This window comes from Trinickia dinghuensis (assembly GCF_003367175.1).
Taxonomy (GTDB): Bacteria; Pseudomonadota; Gammaproteobacteria; order Burkholderiales; family Burkholderiaceae; genus Trinickia; species Trinickia dinghuensis.
Genome location: NZ_QRGA01000007.1, coordinates 88,865 through 104,403, shown reverse-complemented (window position 1 = coordinate 104,403; position 15,539 = coordinate 88,865). Strand labels below are relative to the sequence as shown.

Below are 15,539 nucleotides of genomic sequence, written 5' to 3'. Positions count from 1 at the left end.
GTTTACGCTTCCCTTACTCATCACGATTTCCGCCCTGCGATCGAGCCTCGCTGGGCGGATTTCCGCGCGAGCCTCTTTCTCAGGTCCATTGTTAGCCTCATTAAATCAAGGTGTTAGCTTGATATAAGCATTGGCATGTCTCCTGCGTTATTGGGCGCCACGGCGAAAGGCGCAATGCCTCGCCAAGACCACCCACGACGATCATTCGACAGGAGACAGATTCATGGTTTGGACCAAGCAGCAACGCAGCGTCGCCCTCGCCAGCTATCTAGGCTGGACACTCGACGCATTCGACTTCTTTCTCATGGTGTTCGTCCTCAAGGACATCGCCAAAGCCTTCGGCACCGAAATCACGAGCGTGACGATCGCGCTCACACTCACGCTCGCGCTGCGTCCGCTCGGCGCGCTGATCTTCGGCCGCATGGCGGATCGCTTCGGGCGCCGCCCCGTGTTGATGCTCAACATCGTGCTCTTTTCGCTGCTCGATCTGGCCTCGGGTTTCGCAACGAGCCTGACGATGCTGCTCGTGCTGCGCAGCCTGTTCGGCGTCGCGATGGGCGGCGAATGGGGCGTCGGCTCGGCGCTGACGATGGAGTCGATTCCGGCGAAGTCGCGCGGCGTGATGTCGGGCATTCTGCAAGCCGGCTATCCGTCGGGCTATCTGCTCGCCTCGGTCGTGTTCGGCCTCCTGCACGACTCGATCGGCTGGCGCGGCATGTTCATGATCGGCATCGTGCCGGCGCTGCTCGTGCTGTTCATCCGCCGCAACGTGCCCGAATCGCCCTCGTGGGAGCGCGGCCAGCGCGCCGGCGCGCGTCCGAGCATCCTTGCCGTGCTGGCCCGCGAATGGAAGCTGGCTGTCTACATGATCGTGCTGATGACGGCATTCAACTTCTTCAGCCACGGCACGCAGGATATGTATCCGACGTTCCTGCTCGTGCAGCATAAGCTCTCGACGCATACGGTCAGCGCGATCGCGATTACCTACAACATCGGCGCGATCATCGGCGGCATTGTGTTCGGCGCGCTATCGGAGAAGATCGGGCGCCGCAAGGCGATTGCTTTTGCCGCGCTGATTGCCCTGCCCGTGCTGCCGTTGTGGGCCTTTGCCAGCGGCAGCATTCCGCTCGCGATCGGTGCCTTCCTGATGCAGATTTCGGTGCAAGGCGCCTGGGGTGTGATTCCTGCGCACTTGAACGAAATGTCGCCGCCGGAAGTGCGGGCGACGTTTCCCGGGCTCGTTTATCAGCTCGGCAATCTGCTCGCTTCGGGCAACGCGACGATCCAGGCCACAATCGCGCATCGTAACGGCGACAACTACGGGATGGCGATGGCCATCGTGGCCGGGATTGTGGCCGTGGTGATCTCGGTGCTCATCGGGCTTGGGGGCGAACATCGCGGGCAGCCGATGGATGCGGGAGAAGGCGCGGCGCCGGACGCGGACGTCGGCGAAGCGAGCCTCGCCGGAGCCGCACGGTAGCAAGGCCCAAGCTCGCGGCCTCATGCCGCGAGCATCAACTCCAGGTTCTGCACGGCCGCCCCCGAGGCGCCCTTGCCGAGGTTGTCGAACACCGCCGACAGCAGAACCTGCCCCCGCTCGGCATTCACGAACACGCCCAACCGCAGGTCATTCGTTCCGTTCAACACCTGCGGATCGAGATGTGCCATCGCGCGGGCATCGGCGAGCGGCATCACGTCGACATGACGCGCACCCTCGTAGTGACGCGCAAGACATCCATGCAACCGCTCTCCGTCCACGCCCGGCGCAAGCAGCCGCAATTCGATCGGCACGGTCAGCACGATCCCTTGTCGATAAGCCCCATAGGCCGGCACGAAGAACGGACGATGCGTGAGCCCCGCATACCGTTCAATCTCCGGCGTGTGCTTATGCTCGAGTGCGAGACCATAGACCTTGAAGGGTGCGGCGATCGTTACGTCGTTCGATTCGTATTCGTCGATCGCCGAACGCCCGCCTCCCGAATAGCCCGAGATCGCGTGAGCGGTCACCGGGTAGTCGCGCGGCAATAAACCCGCCTCCACGAGCGGCCGCAACAACGCAATCGCCCCGGTCGGATAGCAGCCCGGATTCGTGACCCGCCGAGCGCGCGCGATTTCCCGCGCCTGCCGCTCAGCCATCTCCGGGAATCCATAAACCCATTCCGCCTGCGTCCGATGCGCCGAACTGGCATCGATCACGCGCACCTCCGGATTGCGAATGAAGCTGACCGCTTCGCGCGCAGCCGCATCGGGCAAACACAAGATCGCGATATCGCACTCGTTGATCGCTTCCGCTCGACGCCGCGCATCCTTCCGAGCATCGGCCGGCAGCGTCACCAGCCGGAAATCGGTCCGACCGCGCAGACGTTCGTGGATCTGCAGGCCCGTCGTGCCTTGGTCGCCGTCGATGAAAACCGTTTGTAACCGCATGGTGGCCGCCCCCTCGCATTCGATAGCCGGATAAGAAGACCGTATCGTGCGCCCACGCCCTACAATAGGAAAAGTTGAATTTCATGATCGATAAATTCAGCTTTCCTGAACCTGAAAGAACGTGAGAACCGGAGAGTCCCGATGCGAGAGATCAGCCTCGACCGCCTGCGCACGCTCGTCGCCATCGCCGACTACGGCTCGTTCGCGGCCGCGGCGCAGTTGCTCCATCTCGCACCGCCCACGGTGAGCCTTCATATCGCCGAACTCGAGAGCCGGATCGGCGCGCCGCTGCTGTCGCGCAAGCGCGGCAACGTGCGGCCGTCGCCGATCGGAGAAGCATTGGTCGCGCGTGCGCGGCGGCTGCTCGTCGAGGTCGAGGCGACGCTCGACGACGTCAGCCGGCAGGTGCAGGGGCTGGCGGGCCGCGTGCGCCTAGGAGCATCGACCGGCGCGATCGCGCATCTATTACCGCAGGCCATCGCGCAACTGCGCGACAGTCACCCTGAAATCGACGTTCAGATCGCCGTGCTCACGTCGCAGGAGACGCTCGCCCGGCTTGCGCAAGGCACGCTCGACGTGGGGCTCGTGGCACTGCCGCAATCGGCCGCTGCCGGGCTTTCCATCCGGCCGTGGCGCAAAGATCCCGTCATGGCGTTCCTGCCCGCCGATTGGAAATTACCGGCACGCATCACGCCGTCATGGCTGGCCACGCAGCCGCTCATTCTCAACGATGCGAACACGCGGCTCTCGCGGCTCACGTCGGAGTGGTTCGCACAAGGCGGTTATCGGCCCACGGCGCGAATCGAACTGAACTACAACGACGCGATCAAGAGCCTGGTCGCCGCCGGCTATGGCGCGACGCTGCTGCCGCATGAAGCGGGTGCGCCGCAATCGGATGCCCGCATCGCGATGCGCCCGCTGCGTCCTGCCCTATGGCGCGAACTCGGCATCACCCATCGCGCGGGGCAAGTCGAGCGCGCAACGCAGCACGTGCTCGATGCCTTGTGGAAACTGAAGGCACGCTAGCTCAAAGCGCTAACGCGCCGCACGTGCGGATCGACTTTCAAAGCCGCACGATTTCCTGCGCGATCATGCCGAGCGGAATCGTCCGCGCCGCGCCGCCGCGGCGGATCGCCTCCTTAGGCATGCCGAACACGACGCAGCTTTGCTCGTCCTGAGCGGCCGTTTGCGCGCCAGCCGTACGCATTTCCAGCAAGCCGGCCGCGCCGTCGTCGCCCATGCCGGTCATGATAACGCCGAGCGCGTTCGCGCCGGCCGCCTTCGCCACCGAGCGGAACAATACGTCCACCGACGGACGATGCCGATTCACGAGCGGCCCGTCGACGATATCGACGTAATAGAACGCCCCGTTGCGCCTCATCACCATATGCCGGCCGCCCGGCGCGATCAGCACCTGGCCCGGCAGCACGCGGTCGTTCCGCTCCGCCTCCTTCACCGTCACGGCGCAGATCGAATCAAGCCGCGCGGCAAACGCGGCCGTGAACTTCTCGGGCATGTGCTGCACGACCACGATGCCCGGCGAGACGCGCGGCAACGCGGTCAACACTTCTTCGAGCGCCTGCGTGCCCCCCGTCGACGTGCCCAGCGCCACGACGCGTTCGGTCGTGCGCGCCATCGGCGCCGGTGCACCGCCTGGGGAGAGCATCACGTCGGCGTTCAGCTTCGGCTGCATCGCCGCAGCGGGCGCCGCCGCGCGCACGGCGATCCGCTTGACGTTCGCACGCGCCGCCGACTTCACGGTGGCCACGAGGTCGTCCGCCGCATCCTGCAGGAACTGCTTGATACCGAGTTTCGGCTTCGTCACGATCGCCACCGCGCCGGCGGCCATCGCATCGAGCGTCGTCTTCGCGCCGGATTCCGTCAGTGTCGAACAGATCACCACCGGCGTCGGGCGTTCCTGCATCACCTTGCGCAGGAATGTGATGCCGTCCATGCGCGGCATCTCGACGTCGAGCACGATCACATCGGGCCATTGCCGCCGCATGCGTTCGATCGCAAGCAGCGGATCGGCAACGGCCGCCATCACCGCGATGCCGGGCGTCGCCGCGAGCAACCCCGCGACGACTTGGCGAACCACGGCCGAATCGTCGACGATCAGGACGTTGACCGGCTTCATCTCGAACCGTCCGGCGGCGGTTTTCTATAGATCGACGGCGCGATCTGCTCAAGGGTGTCGTCGATATCGTTGAGACTTTCCGAATGCCCGATGCAGAAATAGCCACCGTTCTTCAGGCGCGTAAGCACGCGCGAGACGACGTCGCGCTTCGTCGCCGGATCGAAATAGATCAAGACATTGCGCAGGAAGATGATGTCGAAGCTGCCGATCTGCGGCAGATCCCGGTTCAAGTTCACTTGCGCGAAGTTGACGCGGGTGCGCAGCGATCGCTCGACGAGCATCGTCCCGTCGTGCTCGCCGGTGCCGCGCAAACAAAACCGCTTCAGATAGGCCGGCGGAATCAGCTTCGCGCGCGAGAGCGGATAGTGCGCGGTACGCGCACGCCGCAGCACGCGGTAGCTGATGTCCGTGCCGAACACGTCCCAGCCTGTGTGGCCGAGCCGGTCCGCGAGCACCATCGCGATGCTGTAGGGTTCCTCGCCGCTGGAGCACGCGGCGCTCCACACCCGCATCGACTGTGACGCCGATGCTGCGTTCGCGGCCAGCGAGCGCAGCAATTCGAAGTGCTTCGGTTCGCGAAAAAAATACGTCTCGTTGGTCGTCAGCAGATCGATCGCCGTCTGCACCTCTTCGCGATCGGCGCCGCTTTCGAGCAGCCGCGAGTACGCCGCGAAGCTGTCGAGGCCGAGCACTTGCAAGCGTCGCGTCAACCGGCCCACGACCATCGCCTTCTTCCCCACCGACAAGTTGATGCCGGCCGCCGCATAGATGAAGCGCTGGAAGCTGGCGAACTCGGCATTCGTCAAATTGTTCACTGCGACAACGTCCCCAAGCTGCCGAGTTCGTCGATCGCCAGAACGCGATCCGCGTCGAGCAAGATGACGAACTTGCCGCGCACCTTGCCCATGCCGGCGATGTACTCGATGCGCAGCCGCGCCCCGAACGAGGGCGGCGGCTCGATATCGCCCGGCGCGATTTCGAGCACTTCGTTGACGGCATCGACGACTGCGCCGATTACGTGCCGCTCGCCGCCGACGTCGGTTTCGACGATGACGATGCAAGTGCGCTTCGTCACGGGGCTCGGCGTACGGCCGAACCGGGCAAGCAAGTCGACGACCGGCACCACCGAACCGCGCAGGTTGATCACGCCGCGCACGCAGGCCGGCATCATCGGTACCTCCGTCAATCCCGCGTATTCGATGATTTCCTTGATCGCCAGGATGCCGATCGCAAACGTCTCGCCCGACAGCATGAACGTCAGGTACTGCGCCGGCTCGCCGAGTGCCAATGCGGCACCCGGTGCGGCCGCTTGAGCTTCGGCCAATGCACTCATGTCCGAACCTCTCAGAAGCGGGCGAATTGCGACTCGTCCGGCGCGCCGTCGTCGGCGACCGCCATCGCACCGGCAAACGCGGGCTTCAGCATCCCCATCGACATGCCGCCGGCGGAGCGTTTCGCGCTGGGCTTACGACGCGGCGCCGAGGTACCGGTCGCGACCGAGCGGTCCGAGCGCGTCACGGTGAAGAACGACATCGCCTGCTGCAGCTGCTCGGCTTGCGCGCTCATCTCTTCCGCGGTCGCGGCAAGCTCCTCCGAACTCGCCGCGTTGTGCTGCGTCGTCTGGCTCATCTGCGTGACCGCTGCATTGATCTGCGACACGCCAGACGATTGCTCCTCGGAAGCCGCCGTGATTTCCTGCACCAGGTCCGACGTACGCTTGATGTTAGGCACCATCGCATCGAGCAGCGAACCCGCGCGTTCGGCAAGGCCAACGCTCGTGCTCGCCACGGTGCTGATTTCCTGCGCGGCGACTTGGCTGCGCTCGGCCAGCTTGCGCACTTCGGCGGCCACCACCGCGAAGCCCTTGCCGTGCTCGCCCGCGCGCGCCGCCTCGATCGCCGCATTGAGCGCGAGCAGGTTCGTCTGGTAGGCGATGTCGTCGACGATGCCGATCTTCTCGGCGATCTGCTTCATCGCCGTGACCGTGGCCTTCACCGCTTCACCGCCCTCGGTCGCCTCGCCGGCCGATTTTGCCGCCATGCCGTCCGTGACGCGCGCGTTCTCGGTGTTCTGCGCGATCGACGCCGTCATCTCTTCCATCGAAGCGCTGGTCTCTTCGACGTTCGCCGCCTGCTCGCTCGAGGCCTGCGACAGCGATTGGGCCGTCGCGCTGACTTCTTCCGACGCACCGGCCAACGCTTCGGCGCTGCTGTTGACCTCGGTGACGACCTGCAACAGCTTCGCGACCATGGACTTCATCGCAAAGAGCACGCTCGTCGTGTCGTGCGCGCGCACGTCGACGGCGATCGTCAGGTCGCCGCTGGCGACGCTGTTCGCGATCTTCACGACGTAGCCGGGCTCGCCGCCGAGCTGGCGCGTCAACGCACGGGTCACGAGGAACGCCATCCCCAATGCCAGCACGACGCAGCCGACGAGGATGCCGATCGTCCACACGCGCGCGCCTGCGTAGACGACGTCCGCATAGGCCGCGTTGCTGTCGGCCTCTTGCATGGCCGCGTCGGCCAATCGATCCGACGTCGTGCGCAGTCCGTCGTATTCCTTCTGGAGATCGCCGTTCGCATAGTCGGCCGCCTGCTGAGTCTTACCCTGCGAAACGAGGCTGAAGAGCGTCGCTTGATCGGAAAGGAACGCGTCGAGCGCAGCCTTCAGATTGTCGTTTTCGTGTTTTGCTTCCGCGGTCACCAGCAGCTTGCCGAGCTCGTCCTGCAGCTTTTGCGTTTCGCTGGCGCGCTGGGCGAGTTCCTTGTCCGCCGAGGCGGCTTCAGCCGCGTCGTTCGTCGACATGCGGCGGAATTGCAGCACGCGCATCCGGTTGACGCCGGCCTTGATTTGCGTCACGTCGCGCACGGCGGGCACGGCCTGCTGCGCAAGGCGCGTCGCCTGGTCGTTCACGTTCGACAACTGCACGAGCGCGTAGACGCCGAGCCCGCTCATTAAGACGAGCAGAATGGCGAACGAGCCGAACAGCTTCGTCGCGAGCTTCATGTTCTTGAACATACGATTTCCTTCTCGATCGGGAGCGCTTTGTTGGTACGGTCTATGATTGGCGACAAGCGCGGGTCAAAGATCGCCCGCGGGGACAGGGGCCGCCGTGGACTGTTGGATTTGGATTTGCTGCAGCAACATAGGAACGTCGAGGATCAAAGCGACCTCGCCGCTGCCGAGAATCGTCGAGCCGCTGATCCCGCGCGCCTGCGCGAAGATCTTCGAGAGCGGCTTGATGACGGTTTGCGTTTCGCCCATCAAACTGTCGACAACGATGCCGAACTTCTGGCTCGCGTGTTTGACGACGACGATGTTTTGACGCGCCGGCGGCTCGCCGGCGACTTCGAACAACGTGCGCAGCCGAATGAACGGCAGGACGGCGCTGCGCAGATCGGTGTAGTCGTGCTCGCCCGTGGCCGTGAACTCGACGCATTCGTCCACCATTTCGAGCGGTACGACGAAGACCGAGCGGCCGATGCCGACTTGGAAGCCGTTGATGATCGCGAGCGTCAGCGGGACCCGCACGGCGACCGTCGTGCCTTCGCCGAGCCGGCTCTTGATGTCGACGCTGCCGCGCAGCTCTTCGATATTGCGTTTGACGACGTCCATGCCGACACCGCGGCCCGACAGCTTCGTGACCTGGTCGGCCGTGGAAAAGCCGGGCTCGAAGATCAACGCGTGAATCTCGCTGTCGGTCATCTGGCGGTCCGATTCCACGAGGCCCCTTTCGATGGCCTTGGCGAGAATTCGGTCGCGGTCCAAGCCGCCGCCGTCGTCGCTCACTTCGATGACGATGCTGCCGGAGTCGTGATACGCATTGAGCGAGAGCGTGCCGTGCGCGCGCTTGCCGCATGTGGCGCGCGCCTCGCGCGATTCGATGCCGTGATCCATCGCGTTGCGCACGAGATGCATGAGCGGATCGCCGATGCGCTCGACGACCGTCTTGTCGAGTTCGGTGTCCTCTCCGCTCACGCGCAGCTCGATATCCTTGCCCAGTTCGCGCGCGACGTCGTGCACCACGCGATGGAAACGGCTGAACGTGCCGCCGATTTTCACCATACGCAGTTGCAGCGCGCTGTCGCGCACGCCTTCCACGAGCTGGGAGAGCGTGGCGGTCGACTCTTGCAGTTCGACGTTGTGCGTGCGTTTCGCCAGCATGCTCGCGCTTGCCGCAGCGGTGATCAGCTCGCCGACGAGGTCGATCAGGTGATCGATCTTGTCGGCGTCCACGCGCATGGATTGGCGCTCGGCGGGCGCCGGGCCGGCCGGGGATTTAGCGGAGGGCCTTTGTGCGGGCGATGCGGTCGCGGCGGTTGAGCCGGTCGAAGCCGTCAAAGCGGCCGATACTTCAGACGCTGCGGATGCGATCGCCGTCGTTAGCTGCTCCGTGGCGGAAGCGCCCGCAAACTCGACGTCGGGGGTTGCATCCGATACGCCCTGATCCGCCTCTGATCCGGCACAACGTCGATCGTCGATACGCGCGATGTCGAGCACGCAATCGTCCGCCACGAATTCGAACGCGCCTTCGATCGCGGCTCGATCGGCTTGCGTCGCGTAGTCGATTTCGAAGGCCAAGTAGCAGGTTTCGGCGTCGATCTCGTCGAGCACCGGCACTTGATCGGCGATCGTGACGACTCGCTCGATCTCGCCGAGGGTGCCAAGGTACCGAATGAACGACAACGGATCCATGCCGTTGCGGAAAACGTCCGCGCCAAAGCGAACGGCGATGCGCCAGCGAGCGATGCTGGCCTCGGCCTCACGGGCGCACGACGCAGCGTCGCAGCCATGCACCCCATCGCGTTCAGCCTCGTTGCGCCGCGACGTGTTCGATGCCTCGCCGGCCTCGCCGCCGGACGCAGCCCGAGCCTGCGATTCCAAATAGCGCTCGAGCTTTGCGCTCAGGTCCGCCCCGACAGACACGACTTCATCGTCGACTTGCGGCGTGGCCGTCTCGACGGCGCCGACAAGCCGTGCGATGTAGTCTCCGCTCGCCAACAGCGTACCGATCAGCGCATCGTCGAGCACGATCTGCCCGGCGCGTACCCGATCGAGTACGCCTTCCGCACGATGCGTGAATGCGACGATGTCGTCGAGACCGAACAGTCCCGCCGAACCTTTGATCGTATGCGCTGCGCGAAACACCGCGTTGATCGATTCCGCGTCGCCGCTCTGCTCGCTCAAACGCAGAAGCGCCGCTTCCATCTCTGTGAGCAGCTCATGCGCTTCCTCGAAGAAGATCTGCAGCGCGTCATCCATGTTCATGGCCATATCGGTGTCTCCTGCGCACGGGTCAGCAATGCGCGGACGACGCTCGCGCCGTCTCGGTATCGGCACCGGTATCGGCGCCGGTACTCACACCGGTATCCGCAAGGCCCGCATAAAGGCCCAAGGTGTCCAACACTTCACGAACCGCATCGCTCGATGCGGCGATGCGCCACTCGCCACCGGCGGCGAGTACGGACCGCCGCGCCGCCAGCAGCAACTGCACGCCGGCGCTGTCAAACTCCGTGACAGCCGAGAGATCGAGAAAAAAGGAACCGGTACCAATTACGGCCCGCTGAAACTCGGCGTGGAGTTCGGCGGCGCGATAGATGGTCAGCTCGCCTTCGATGGCGAACACTGAGGGGGACGCGTTCAAGATGGGGGCCTTCAATGAGGGGACGTACGGGCTCGTGTCGTTGTGCTGGCCAAGTTCAAGGCAGCACGAGCTTCTGAACCACCGCGAGCAATTGAGGCGGATTGAACGGCTTGACCACCCAGGCTTTTGCGCCGGCCGCTTGGCCTTCGCGCTTGCGCTCTTCTTGAGACTCCGTCGTCAGCATCACGATCGGCGTGAACTTGTAGGCCGGCATCTCCTTCACCTTCTTGACCAGCGAGATGCCGTCCATGTTCGGCATGTTCACGTCGCTGACGATGAGGTGGACCTTCTGTCCCGTCAGCTTCTTCAATGCATCGACCCCGTCGCTGCCTTCGATGACGTCATAGCCCGCGCCGCGCAGCGCGATGCCGACAACCTGACGCAGCGAAGCGGAATCGTCGACGATCATGATGGTCTTGGCCAAAGTGTTTCCCCGTAGCGTTTTATATCGATTGATCAAAAGAAGGTCACGTCGTCCGTGGCCTCAGTCGCAGTCGCGGCGGCCGGCGCTGCGCTGCCGCCATGCGTGATGCGCTCGTCGTCCATTGCATAGCTGCGTTGCAGTGCGGCGAGCAGCGCGCACGCATCGGCGGCGTGCAATACACCCGATTCTTCGAACTGCCGGCGGCTGTCGGTCAGGAGCGGCGGCAATTGATCCATGCTGTCGCGCACGTGCGCCATGCGTTGACTGACGCGATCCTGAAACTGCAACTGAACCAGCATGTCGCAGATCTCCGTTTGAATGCCGGCGCTCTCTTCTTTAAGCGTGTTTGCCGATGTCTCGAGCCGATCGGTGACGGTGCGTAGTTGTCCGAGTACGCCGGTGATAACCGACTCGGCCACCACGGACGAATCCGAGCCGCGGCGCTCGGACGCTTGAGCGGCATCCGATGCAGTGGCGATGGCTTCGGCGATCGTCTCGACCTTGGCCGTCATGCGCCGGCCCGTTTCGCCGGACATCGTCGAGAGCTTGCGCACCTCGTTGGCGAGCACGGCGAAACCTCTACCCTGCTCGCCCGCATGGGCAGCTTCGATGGCCGCGTTCACGGCGAGCAAGTTCGTTTGCGAGGCGATGCTGGCCACTTCCGTTGCCATGCTTTGCAGCTCGGCGATGAAGCCGTTCAACGCCTTCACTTCGTCGTGCATCGTCTGATTGCTAGCCATGGCGTCGCGCAATGCGCCGAGCACGCTCGCGAGCTGTTCGCTGCTTTGCGCGAACAGGCGCGCGATGGCATCGTCGCCGTCTTGCGAGGAAGCTTTCAGCGTTTGATCGAGACGTTGAACGATCGCGGCGAAGCGCGTCGTCAATGCGGAGACGGCGACCTCCATCTGCGAGCGCGAGCTTTCCAGATGCGCGCTCCAGACGGGGAGAAGGTCTTCACCAATCTGTGCGGTGCCTTCGACGAAGGCTTGCAGTTGAACGTTGTCGCTCGCGAAACGTTTGCTTCGACGACCGTCGAATAGGGGCCCGACAATCAACAGCACAACGCTGGCAACAGCGGCCGCCGTGCTCCATTGCCATCCGGCAACGAACCACAAGGACAACGCGCCGATCGTGCTCAAAGCTGAACATGCAAAGCGGTCGAGTACAGCACTCCCTGACACGGCACCATCGGAAACCATTACTCAACACCTGCGCAGTTAGCTATCAATTACGTAAAACATTCCTTTCCCGTACCTTTAACGACGGGTACGACGAATACTTGAGGAGAAAAAATGTCGCCGCATCGATGGCTTCGTTTGTCGCAGATCAATGCGAACGAACGTGCTGCATGGCATGGGTAATTGGTTGCTTGTGCAACAATTTACGTTGCATGCACAACGAATTGTCGGTTGGACAGCGGGGTGCGATAGTGCTTGTGCGCGAGTGCCCGCTCATTCAGCGGGCCGGGCTTGAATCGGCGTGGAGCGGGCTGCTACGTTCCCGTCACCGCGAATGCCGCTTCGCGGCGGCGGGACAGTCGCCGCACCCGCACCAAGAGCGTCAGCGCGATGCCCATGTTGAGCAGATTCCAGGCGACGCCGTTCAGAAATGCGGCGTGATAGCTGCCGGTGAGATCGAACATCTTGCCGGCGAGCCAGCCTCCGAGCGCCATGCCGAGCAGCGTGCACATCAGCACGGTGCCGACTCGGGCACCGGCTTCCCGAACCGGAAAATGCTCGCGCACGATGATCGCGTACGACGGGACGATGCCGCCCTGAAACAAGCCGAACAGCGCCGACACCACGAACAAGGGCACGAGCCCATTGAACGGCAAGAAGAGCAGCAGCGCGACGCATTGCAACACCGAGCCCAGCAGCAGCGTACGCACTCCGCCAATGCGATCGCAAATCAAGCCCGAGATCAACCGGCTTGCAATGCCGAAGCCCAGCATGACCGACAGCATCTGCGCACCGCGCGCCGCGCCATATCCGAGGTCGCCGCAATAGGCGACGATGTGGACCTGTGGCGTGGCCATGGCAACGCAGCAAGCCACACCCGCTACGCACAACAGACCCTGAGCCGTGCCGAACGAAAAGCCGAAGGGTCGTATCGCGGCCGCCGCTTCCGGCGCGCCATCCGCATGCTGCCGCGCCGCCGGCTCCATTGCGGGAGGCCGCTCTCGAAGCAGCAGCGCCAGCGCCGCCATCGAGAGACTGCAAAAAAGTGCCATCCCCATATAGGTCGAGCGCCATCCCGCGATGCCGACGAAATGCTGGACCACCGGCGGCCAGATGGCACCGGCCAGATAATTGCCGCTCGCGCAGATGGCCACGGCCAAGCCCCGCCGCTTGACGAACCAGAGCGAGGTGTCGGCAACGAGCGGAGCAAACACGACGCTGCTGCCCAACAGTCCGACCAGCGCGCCCTGCGCAAGCGCGAACATCATGACGCTGCCGGACATCGCGCTGGCCAGATACCCTAAGCCCAAGCCTACCGCGCCGAGCAGCAACGGCCACATCACACCGAAGCGATCGGCCAAGCGGCCCATCACCACACCGCCGACACCGAAGCCGACCATCAGCAGCGTGTACGACAGCGAGACATCGGAACGGCTGCTGCCGAAATCGGCCTGCACGGCAGGCAACATGACGGACAGCACATACATACTGCTGCTGCCGATGGTCATCAGCGCGAGCGTGACGCCTAGACGCATCACGGCATATCCCGAATCGGCAACATGCCGGTGCGGTCTGGAAATCATGTCAGGCTCCGGCAAAGCTCACGTGATAGATAGGCGGCAGATGCGCCGAGATTTCGTGCCAGCGCTCTCCAGAATCGTCGGAGGCCCATAGCCCGCCCGTCGTCGAGCCCATTGCAAGCCGGGTGCCTGTCGCATCGATGGTGAGCCCGTGGCGATAGACCAGATCATAAGCAGGTGGCGTCGGCAGGCCCTGCGAGAAGCGCTCGAATGTACGGCCCCCGTCGCGAGTGCGCGTGACGACGAAGTCGCCATCCACGGGAATACGGCACGCATCCTTCACCGCGGGCACGAACCACGCAATGTCGGGGTCGTGCGGATGAACGGCTACCGCAAAACCGAAGTTCGACGGCTGCGCCTCGATGCGCGTCCATTGCTCGCCGCCGTCGGTCGAGCGAAAGATCGCGCAATGATGCTGCGTCCAAAGCCGCTCCGGAACGGCCAGACATTGAACGACGCGATGCGGGTCCTGGACGTTCTCTTCGAACCGGCGCTCGGGCGGCATGTAATCGGCTTCCATGCCCTTCGATGTCGGACGCCAGGTATCGCCGCCATCGAACGTTTGCCAAACGCCGCCGGACGAAACGCCGATCGTCACGTGGCGGCTATCGCGCGGATCGACCAGCACCGAATGAATGCCCGCGTGGTCGTAGCCGCCACCGCCCCACTCGCGCCGTTCGGGCCGATCCCATAGCGAGCGGATCAAGGTCCAGGTATCGCCGCGGTCGTCCGAACGAAACAACCCGCCTGGGATCGTGCCGGCCCAGAGCGTGCCGGGTTCGTCGGCGCCGCCCGGCTCGAGCGTCCAAATCTGTTCGAGCGACCAAAGGGGTTCTTGCTCATCGGAGCGGCTGTCCTCGCGCGCCGGTTGCGCGGCAGCAGCGGCGGATCCGTCGGCAGGATCGGCAAACGCCGCCGCATCCACTACCGCTTCGGCCGCAGGCTGCGGCGGATAGACCGGCGCCGTGCACGGCTCCCATTGGGTTGCACCGGCAGGCAGACGGTGCAGCTTGACGCCGAAGTGACCGAGATTGAGCGCGGCGTAAAGCGTGCCGTCGCGCGGATCGGCCAGCGCCGAGGTAACGGGCTCGCCGATGAAGTGAAGCGCGACCTGCTTCCAGCGACGCGCGCTCGCATCGTCCCGTTCGAAAACGAACAACCCTTTGCGGGTGCCAACGATCAAGCGGTCGTCGTTCACGGTCGTGTCTCCGATGTAATTGGTGTGTTTGCGATACCTTCGTGCGATGACTTCGTGCGATGCATTCCTGCGATATCAGCCGCCGGAAAGCGCTTGCACGACGTAAATACGACTGTCTGTTTCGACCGGATCCGACAAACGGTGGCGATCGCGCAGCGGCCTGCCATCCACGAAGACGGACAAATGTTTGCGCAAGCCGCCTTGATCGTCGAGGATATAGCCGCGCAGACGGGGCTCGTCGGCGAAGACCGCGGACAATGCCTCGTCGACCGAGCGCGCGGTGACGTCGCGTTCGGGCATCGCGATGTGCCGCTGGATCGAAGCGGCGAAAAAGAGGTGCGCCATGGGAGGGCGGACGGTTCGGCTGGGGGTGCTTAAGTGTAGTCGAACGCGGTGGGATGGCACTACTCGCCAGCCACCGAATATCAGTAGCCGGCGCAAAGCTTCACGGGCGGGTTCACGCCACGCCGACGATCACGCTCGACGCCTTGAAGATCGCCGATGCCTTGCTGCCGGCGGCAAGGCCGAGGCGATCGACGCTGTCGTTCGTGATAATGGAAACGATCTGCGCTCCGCCAGCCGCTTTGATCACGACTTCGGCGTTGACCGCGCCCTTTTCGACCGAGGCCACCGTGCCCTCGACGCAATTGCGGGCCGAGACCTTGCTCGGGTCCGCCCCCACCATCACCACTACCGACGACGCCTTGATCAGCGCAAACGCATCCGAACCTTGTTTGAGCCCCAACGACGCGGCGCTTCCGTGCGTAATGATGGCGACGAGTTCGACACCGTCCGCATTCAGGGTGATTTCGTCATTGACGGCCCCCGCCTTGACTGCGGTGACTTTGCCGTTGAAATGGTTGCGCGCGCTGGTTCGCATGTCGATCTCCGAGGTATCGGCCGTTGTTCGGCGGAAAGCAAATGGTTAGGTTTTAGCAACGCCTAGTGTAC

General features: G+C 64.0%; 15 protein-coding genes. 2 read left to right on the top strand and 13 right to left on the bottom strand.

Annotated elements, in window-relative coordinates; genetic code table 11:
• The first annotated feature begins 223 nt into the window (after nucleotides 1-223).
• Nucleotides 224-1,480 carry an MFS transporter gene (locus DWV00_RS12920; protein WP_115533989.1) on the top strand — a complete coding sequence of 419 codons (1,257 nt, stop codon included), beginning with the start codon at nucleotides 224-226 and terminating at the stop codon, nucleotides 1,478-1,480.
• A gap of 20 nt (nucleotides 1,481-1,500) precedes the next feature.
• Here DWV00_RS12920 and argC read toward each other — a convergent pair whose 3' ends face one another.
• On the bottom strand, nucleotides 1,501-2,427 hold the full coding sequence (argC, locus tag DWV00_RS12915; RefSeq protein ID WP_115533988.1) for an N-acetyl-gamma-glutamyl-phosphate reductase: 927 nt from the start codon (nucleotides 2,425-2,427) through the stop codon (nucleotides 1,501-1,503).
• Nucleotides 2,428-2,568: 141 nt separating this feature from the next.
• Between argC and DWV00_RS12910 the strand changes: the two genes are divergently transcribed.
• Complete coding sequence (locus tag DWV00_RS12910) at nucleotides 2,569-3,453, top strand: LysR family transcriptional regulator (RefSeq protein WP_115533987.1); 885 nt, start codon at nucleotides 2,569-2,571, stop codon at nucleotides 3,451-3,453.
• Nucleotides 3,454-3,490: 37 nt separating this feature from the next.
• Here the strand turns inward: DWV00_RS12910 and DWV00_RS12905 are convergent, their stop codons facing one another.
• The 12 genes from DWV00_RS12905 to DWV00_RS12850 form a co-directional block, all read right to left on the bottom strand.
• Nucleotides 3,491-4,564, bottom strand: a complete 1,074-nt coding sequence (locus DWV00_RS12905) for a protein-glutamate methylesterase/protein-glutamine glutaminase (protein WP_115533986.1) — start codon at nucleotides 4,562-4,564, stop codon at nucleotides 3,491-3,493.
• Entirely contained in the window at nucleotides 4,561-5,379 is an 819-nt protein-coding gene (locus tag DWV00_RS12900; RefSeq protein WP_115533985.1) for a CheR family methyltransferase, read from the bottom strand. Before DWV00_RS12900 ends, DWV00_RS12905 begins: the two co-directional genes overlap by 4 nt.
• Nucleotides 5,376-5,897 (bottom strand): chemotaxis protein CheW, encoded by a 522-nt coding sequence (locus tag DWV00_RS12895; protein ID WP_115533984.1) that lies wholly within the window; start codon nucleotides 5,895-5,897, stop codon nucleotides 5,376-5,378. Before DWV00_RS12895 ends, DWV00_RS12900 begins: the two co-directional genes overlap by 4 nt.
• An 11-nt stretch (nucleotides 5,898-5,908) precedes the next feature.
• Nucleotides 5,909-7,582 carry a methyl-accepting chemotaxis protein gene (locus DWV00_RS12890; protein WP_115533983.1) on the bottom strand — a complete coding sequence of 558 codons (1,674 nt, stop codon included), beginning with the start codon at nucleotides 7,580-7,582 and terminating at the stop codon, nucleotides 5,909-5,911.
• Between the two features lie 63 nt (nucleotides 7,583-7,645).
• A complete protein-coding gene (locus DWV00_RS12885; protein ID WP_115534301.1) occupies nucleotides 7,646-9,832 on the bottom strand; it encodes a chemotaxis protein CheA in 2,187 nt (728 codons plus the stop codon).
• Nucleotides 9,833-9,860: 28 nt separating this feature from the next.
• Nucleotides 9,861-10,190, bottom strand: coding sequence for an STAS domain-containing protein (locus DWV00_RS12880; protein WP_245964857.1), 330 nt, complete (start codon nucleotides 10,188-10,190; stop codon nucleotides 9,861-9,863).
• Between the two features lie 73 nt (nucleotides 10,191-10,263).
• Nucleotides 10,264-10,632, bottom strand: a complete 369-nt coding sequence (locus DWV00_RS12875) for a response regulator (protein WP_115533981.1) — start codon at nucleotides 10,630-10,632, stop codon at nucleotides 10,264-10,266.
• A gap of 32 nt (nucleotides 10,633-10,664) precedes the next feature.
• Nucleotides 10,665-11,771: a methyl-accepting chemotaxis protein gene (locus DWV00_RS12870; RefSeq protein ID WP_181885442.1), complete on the bottom strand. Its 1,107-nt coding sequence runs from the start codon at nucleotides 11,769-11,771 to the stop codon at nucleotides 10,665-10,667.
• A gap of 353 nt (nucleotides 11,772-12,124) precedes the next feature.
• Nucleotides 12,125-13,393: an MFS transporter gene (locus DWV00_RS12865; protein ID WP_115533979.1), complete on the bottom strand. Its 1,269-nt coding sequence runs from the start codon at nucleotides 13,391-13,393 to the stop codon at nucleotides 12,125-12,127.
• Nucleotide 13,394: 1 nt separating this feature from the next.
• A complete protein-coding gene (locus tag DWV00_RS12860; RefSeq protein ID WP_115533978.1) occupies nucleotides 13,395-14,588 on the bottom strand; it encodes a WD40/YVTN/BNR-like repeat-containing protein in 1,194 nt (397 codons plus the stop codon).
• A gap of 75 nt (nucleotides 14,589-14,663) precedes the next feature.
• Nucleotides 14,664-14,933 (bottom strand): MoaD/ThiS family protein, encoded by a 270-nt coding sequence (locus tag DWV00_RS12855; protein ID WP_115533977.1) that lies wholly within the window; start codon nucleotides 14,931-14,933, stop codon nucleotides 14,664-14,666.
• Between the two features lie 112 nt (nucleotides 14,934-15,045).
• Nucleotides 15,046-15,468: a TOBE domain-containing protein gene (locus DWV00_RS12850; protein WP_115533976.1), complete on the bottom strand. Its 423-nt coding sequence runs from the start codon at nucleotides 15,466-15,468 to the stop codon at nucleotides 15,046-15,048.
• Nucleotides 15,469-15,539 lie beyond the last annotated feature (71 nt).

Coding starts and splice junctions, on each gene's coding strand:
- DWV00_RS12920 (WP_115533989.1), top strand. CDS start 224: ATGGTTTGGACCAAGCAGCAACGCAGCGTCGCCCTCGCCAGCTATCTA.
- argC (WP_115533988.1), bottom strand. CDS start 2,427: ATGCGGTTACAAACGGTTTTCATCGACGGCGACCAAGGCACGACGGGC.
- DWV00_RS12910 (WP_115533987.1), top strand. CDS start 2,569: ATGCGAGAGATCAGCCTCGACCGCCTGCGCACGCTCGTCGCCATCGCC.
- DWV00_RS12905 (WP_115533986.1), bottom strand. CDS start 4,564: ATGAAGCCGGTCAACGTCCTGATCGTCGACGATTCGGCCGTGGTTCGC.
- DWV00_RS12895 (WP_115533984.1), bottom strand. CDS start 5,897: ATGAGTGCATTGGCCGAAGCTCAAGCGGCCGCACCGGGTGCCGCATTG.
- DWV00_RS12890 (WP_115533983.1), bottom strand. CDS start 7,582: ATGTTCAAGAACATGAAGCTCGCGACGAAGCTGTTCGGCTCGTTCGCC.
- DWV00_RS12885 (WP_115534301.1), bottom strand. CDS start 9,832: ATGAACATGGATGACGCGCTGCAGATCTTCTTCGAGGAAGCGCATGAG.
- DWV00_RS12865 (WP_115533979.1), bottom strand. CDS start 13,393: ATGATTTCCAGACCGCACCGGCATGTTGCCGATTCGGGATATGCCGTG.
- DWV00_RS12855 (WP_115533977.1), bottom strand. CDS start 14,933: ATGGCGCACCTCTTTTTCGCCGCTTCGATCCAGCGGCACATCGCGATG.
- DWV00_RS12850 (WP_115533976.1), bottom strand. CDS start 15,468: ATGCGAACCAGCGCGCGCAACCATTTCAACGGCAAAGTCACCGCAGTC.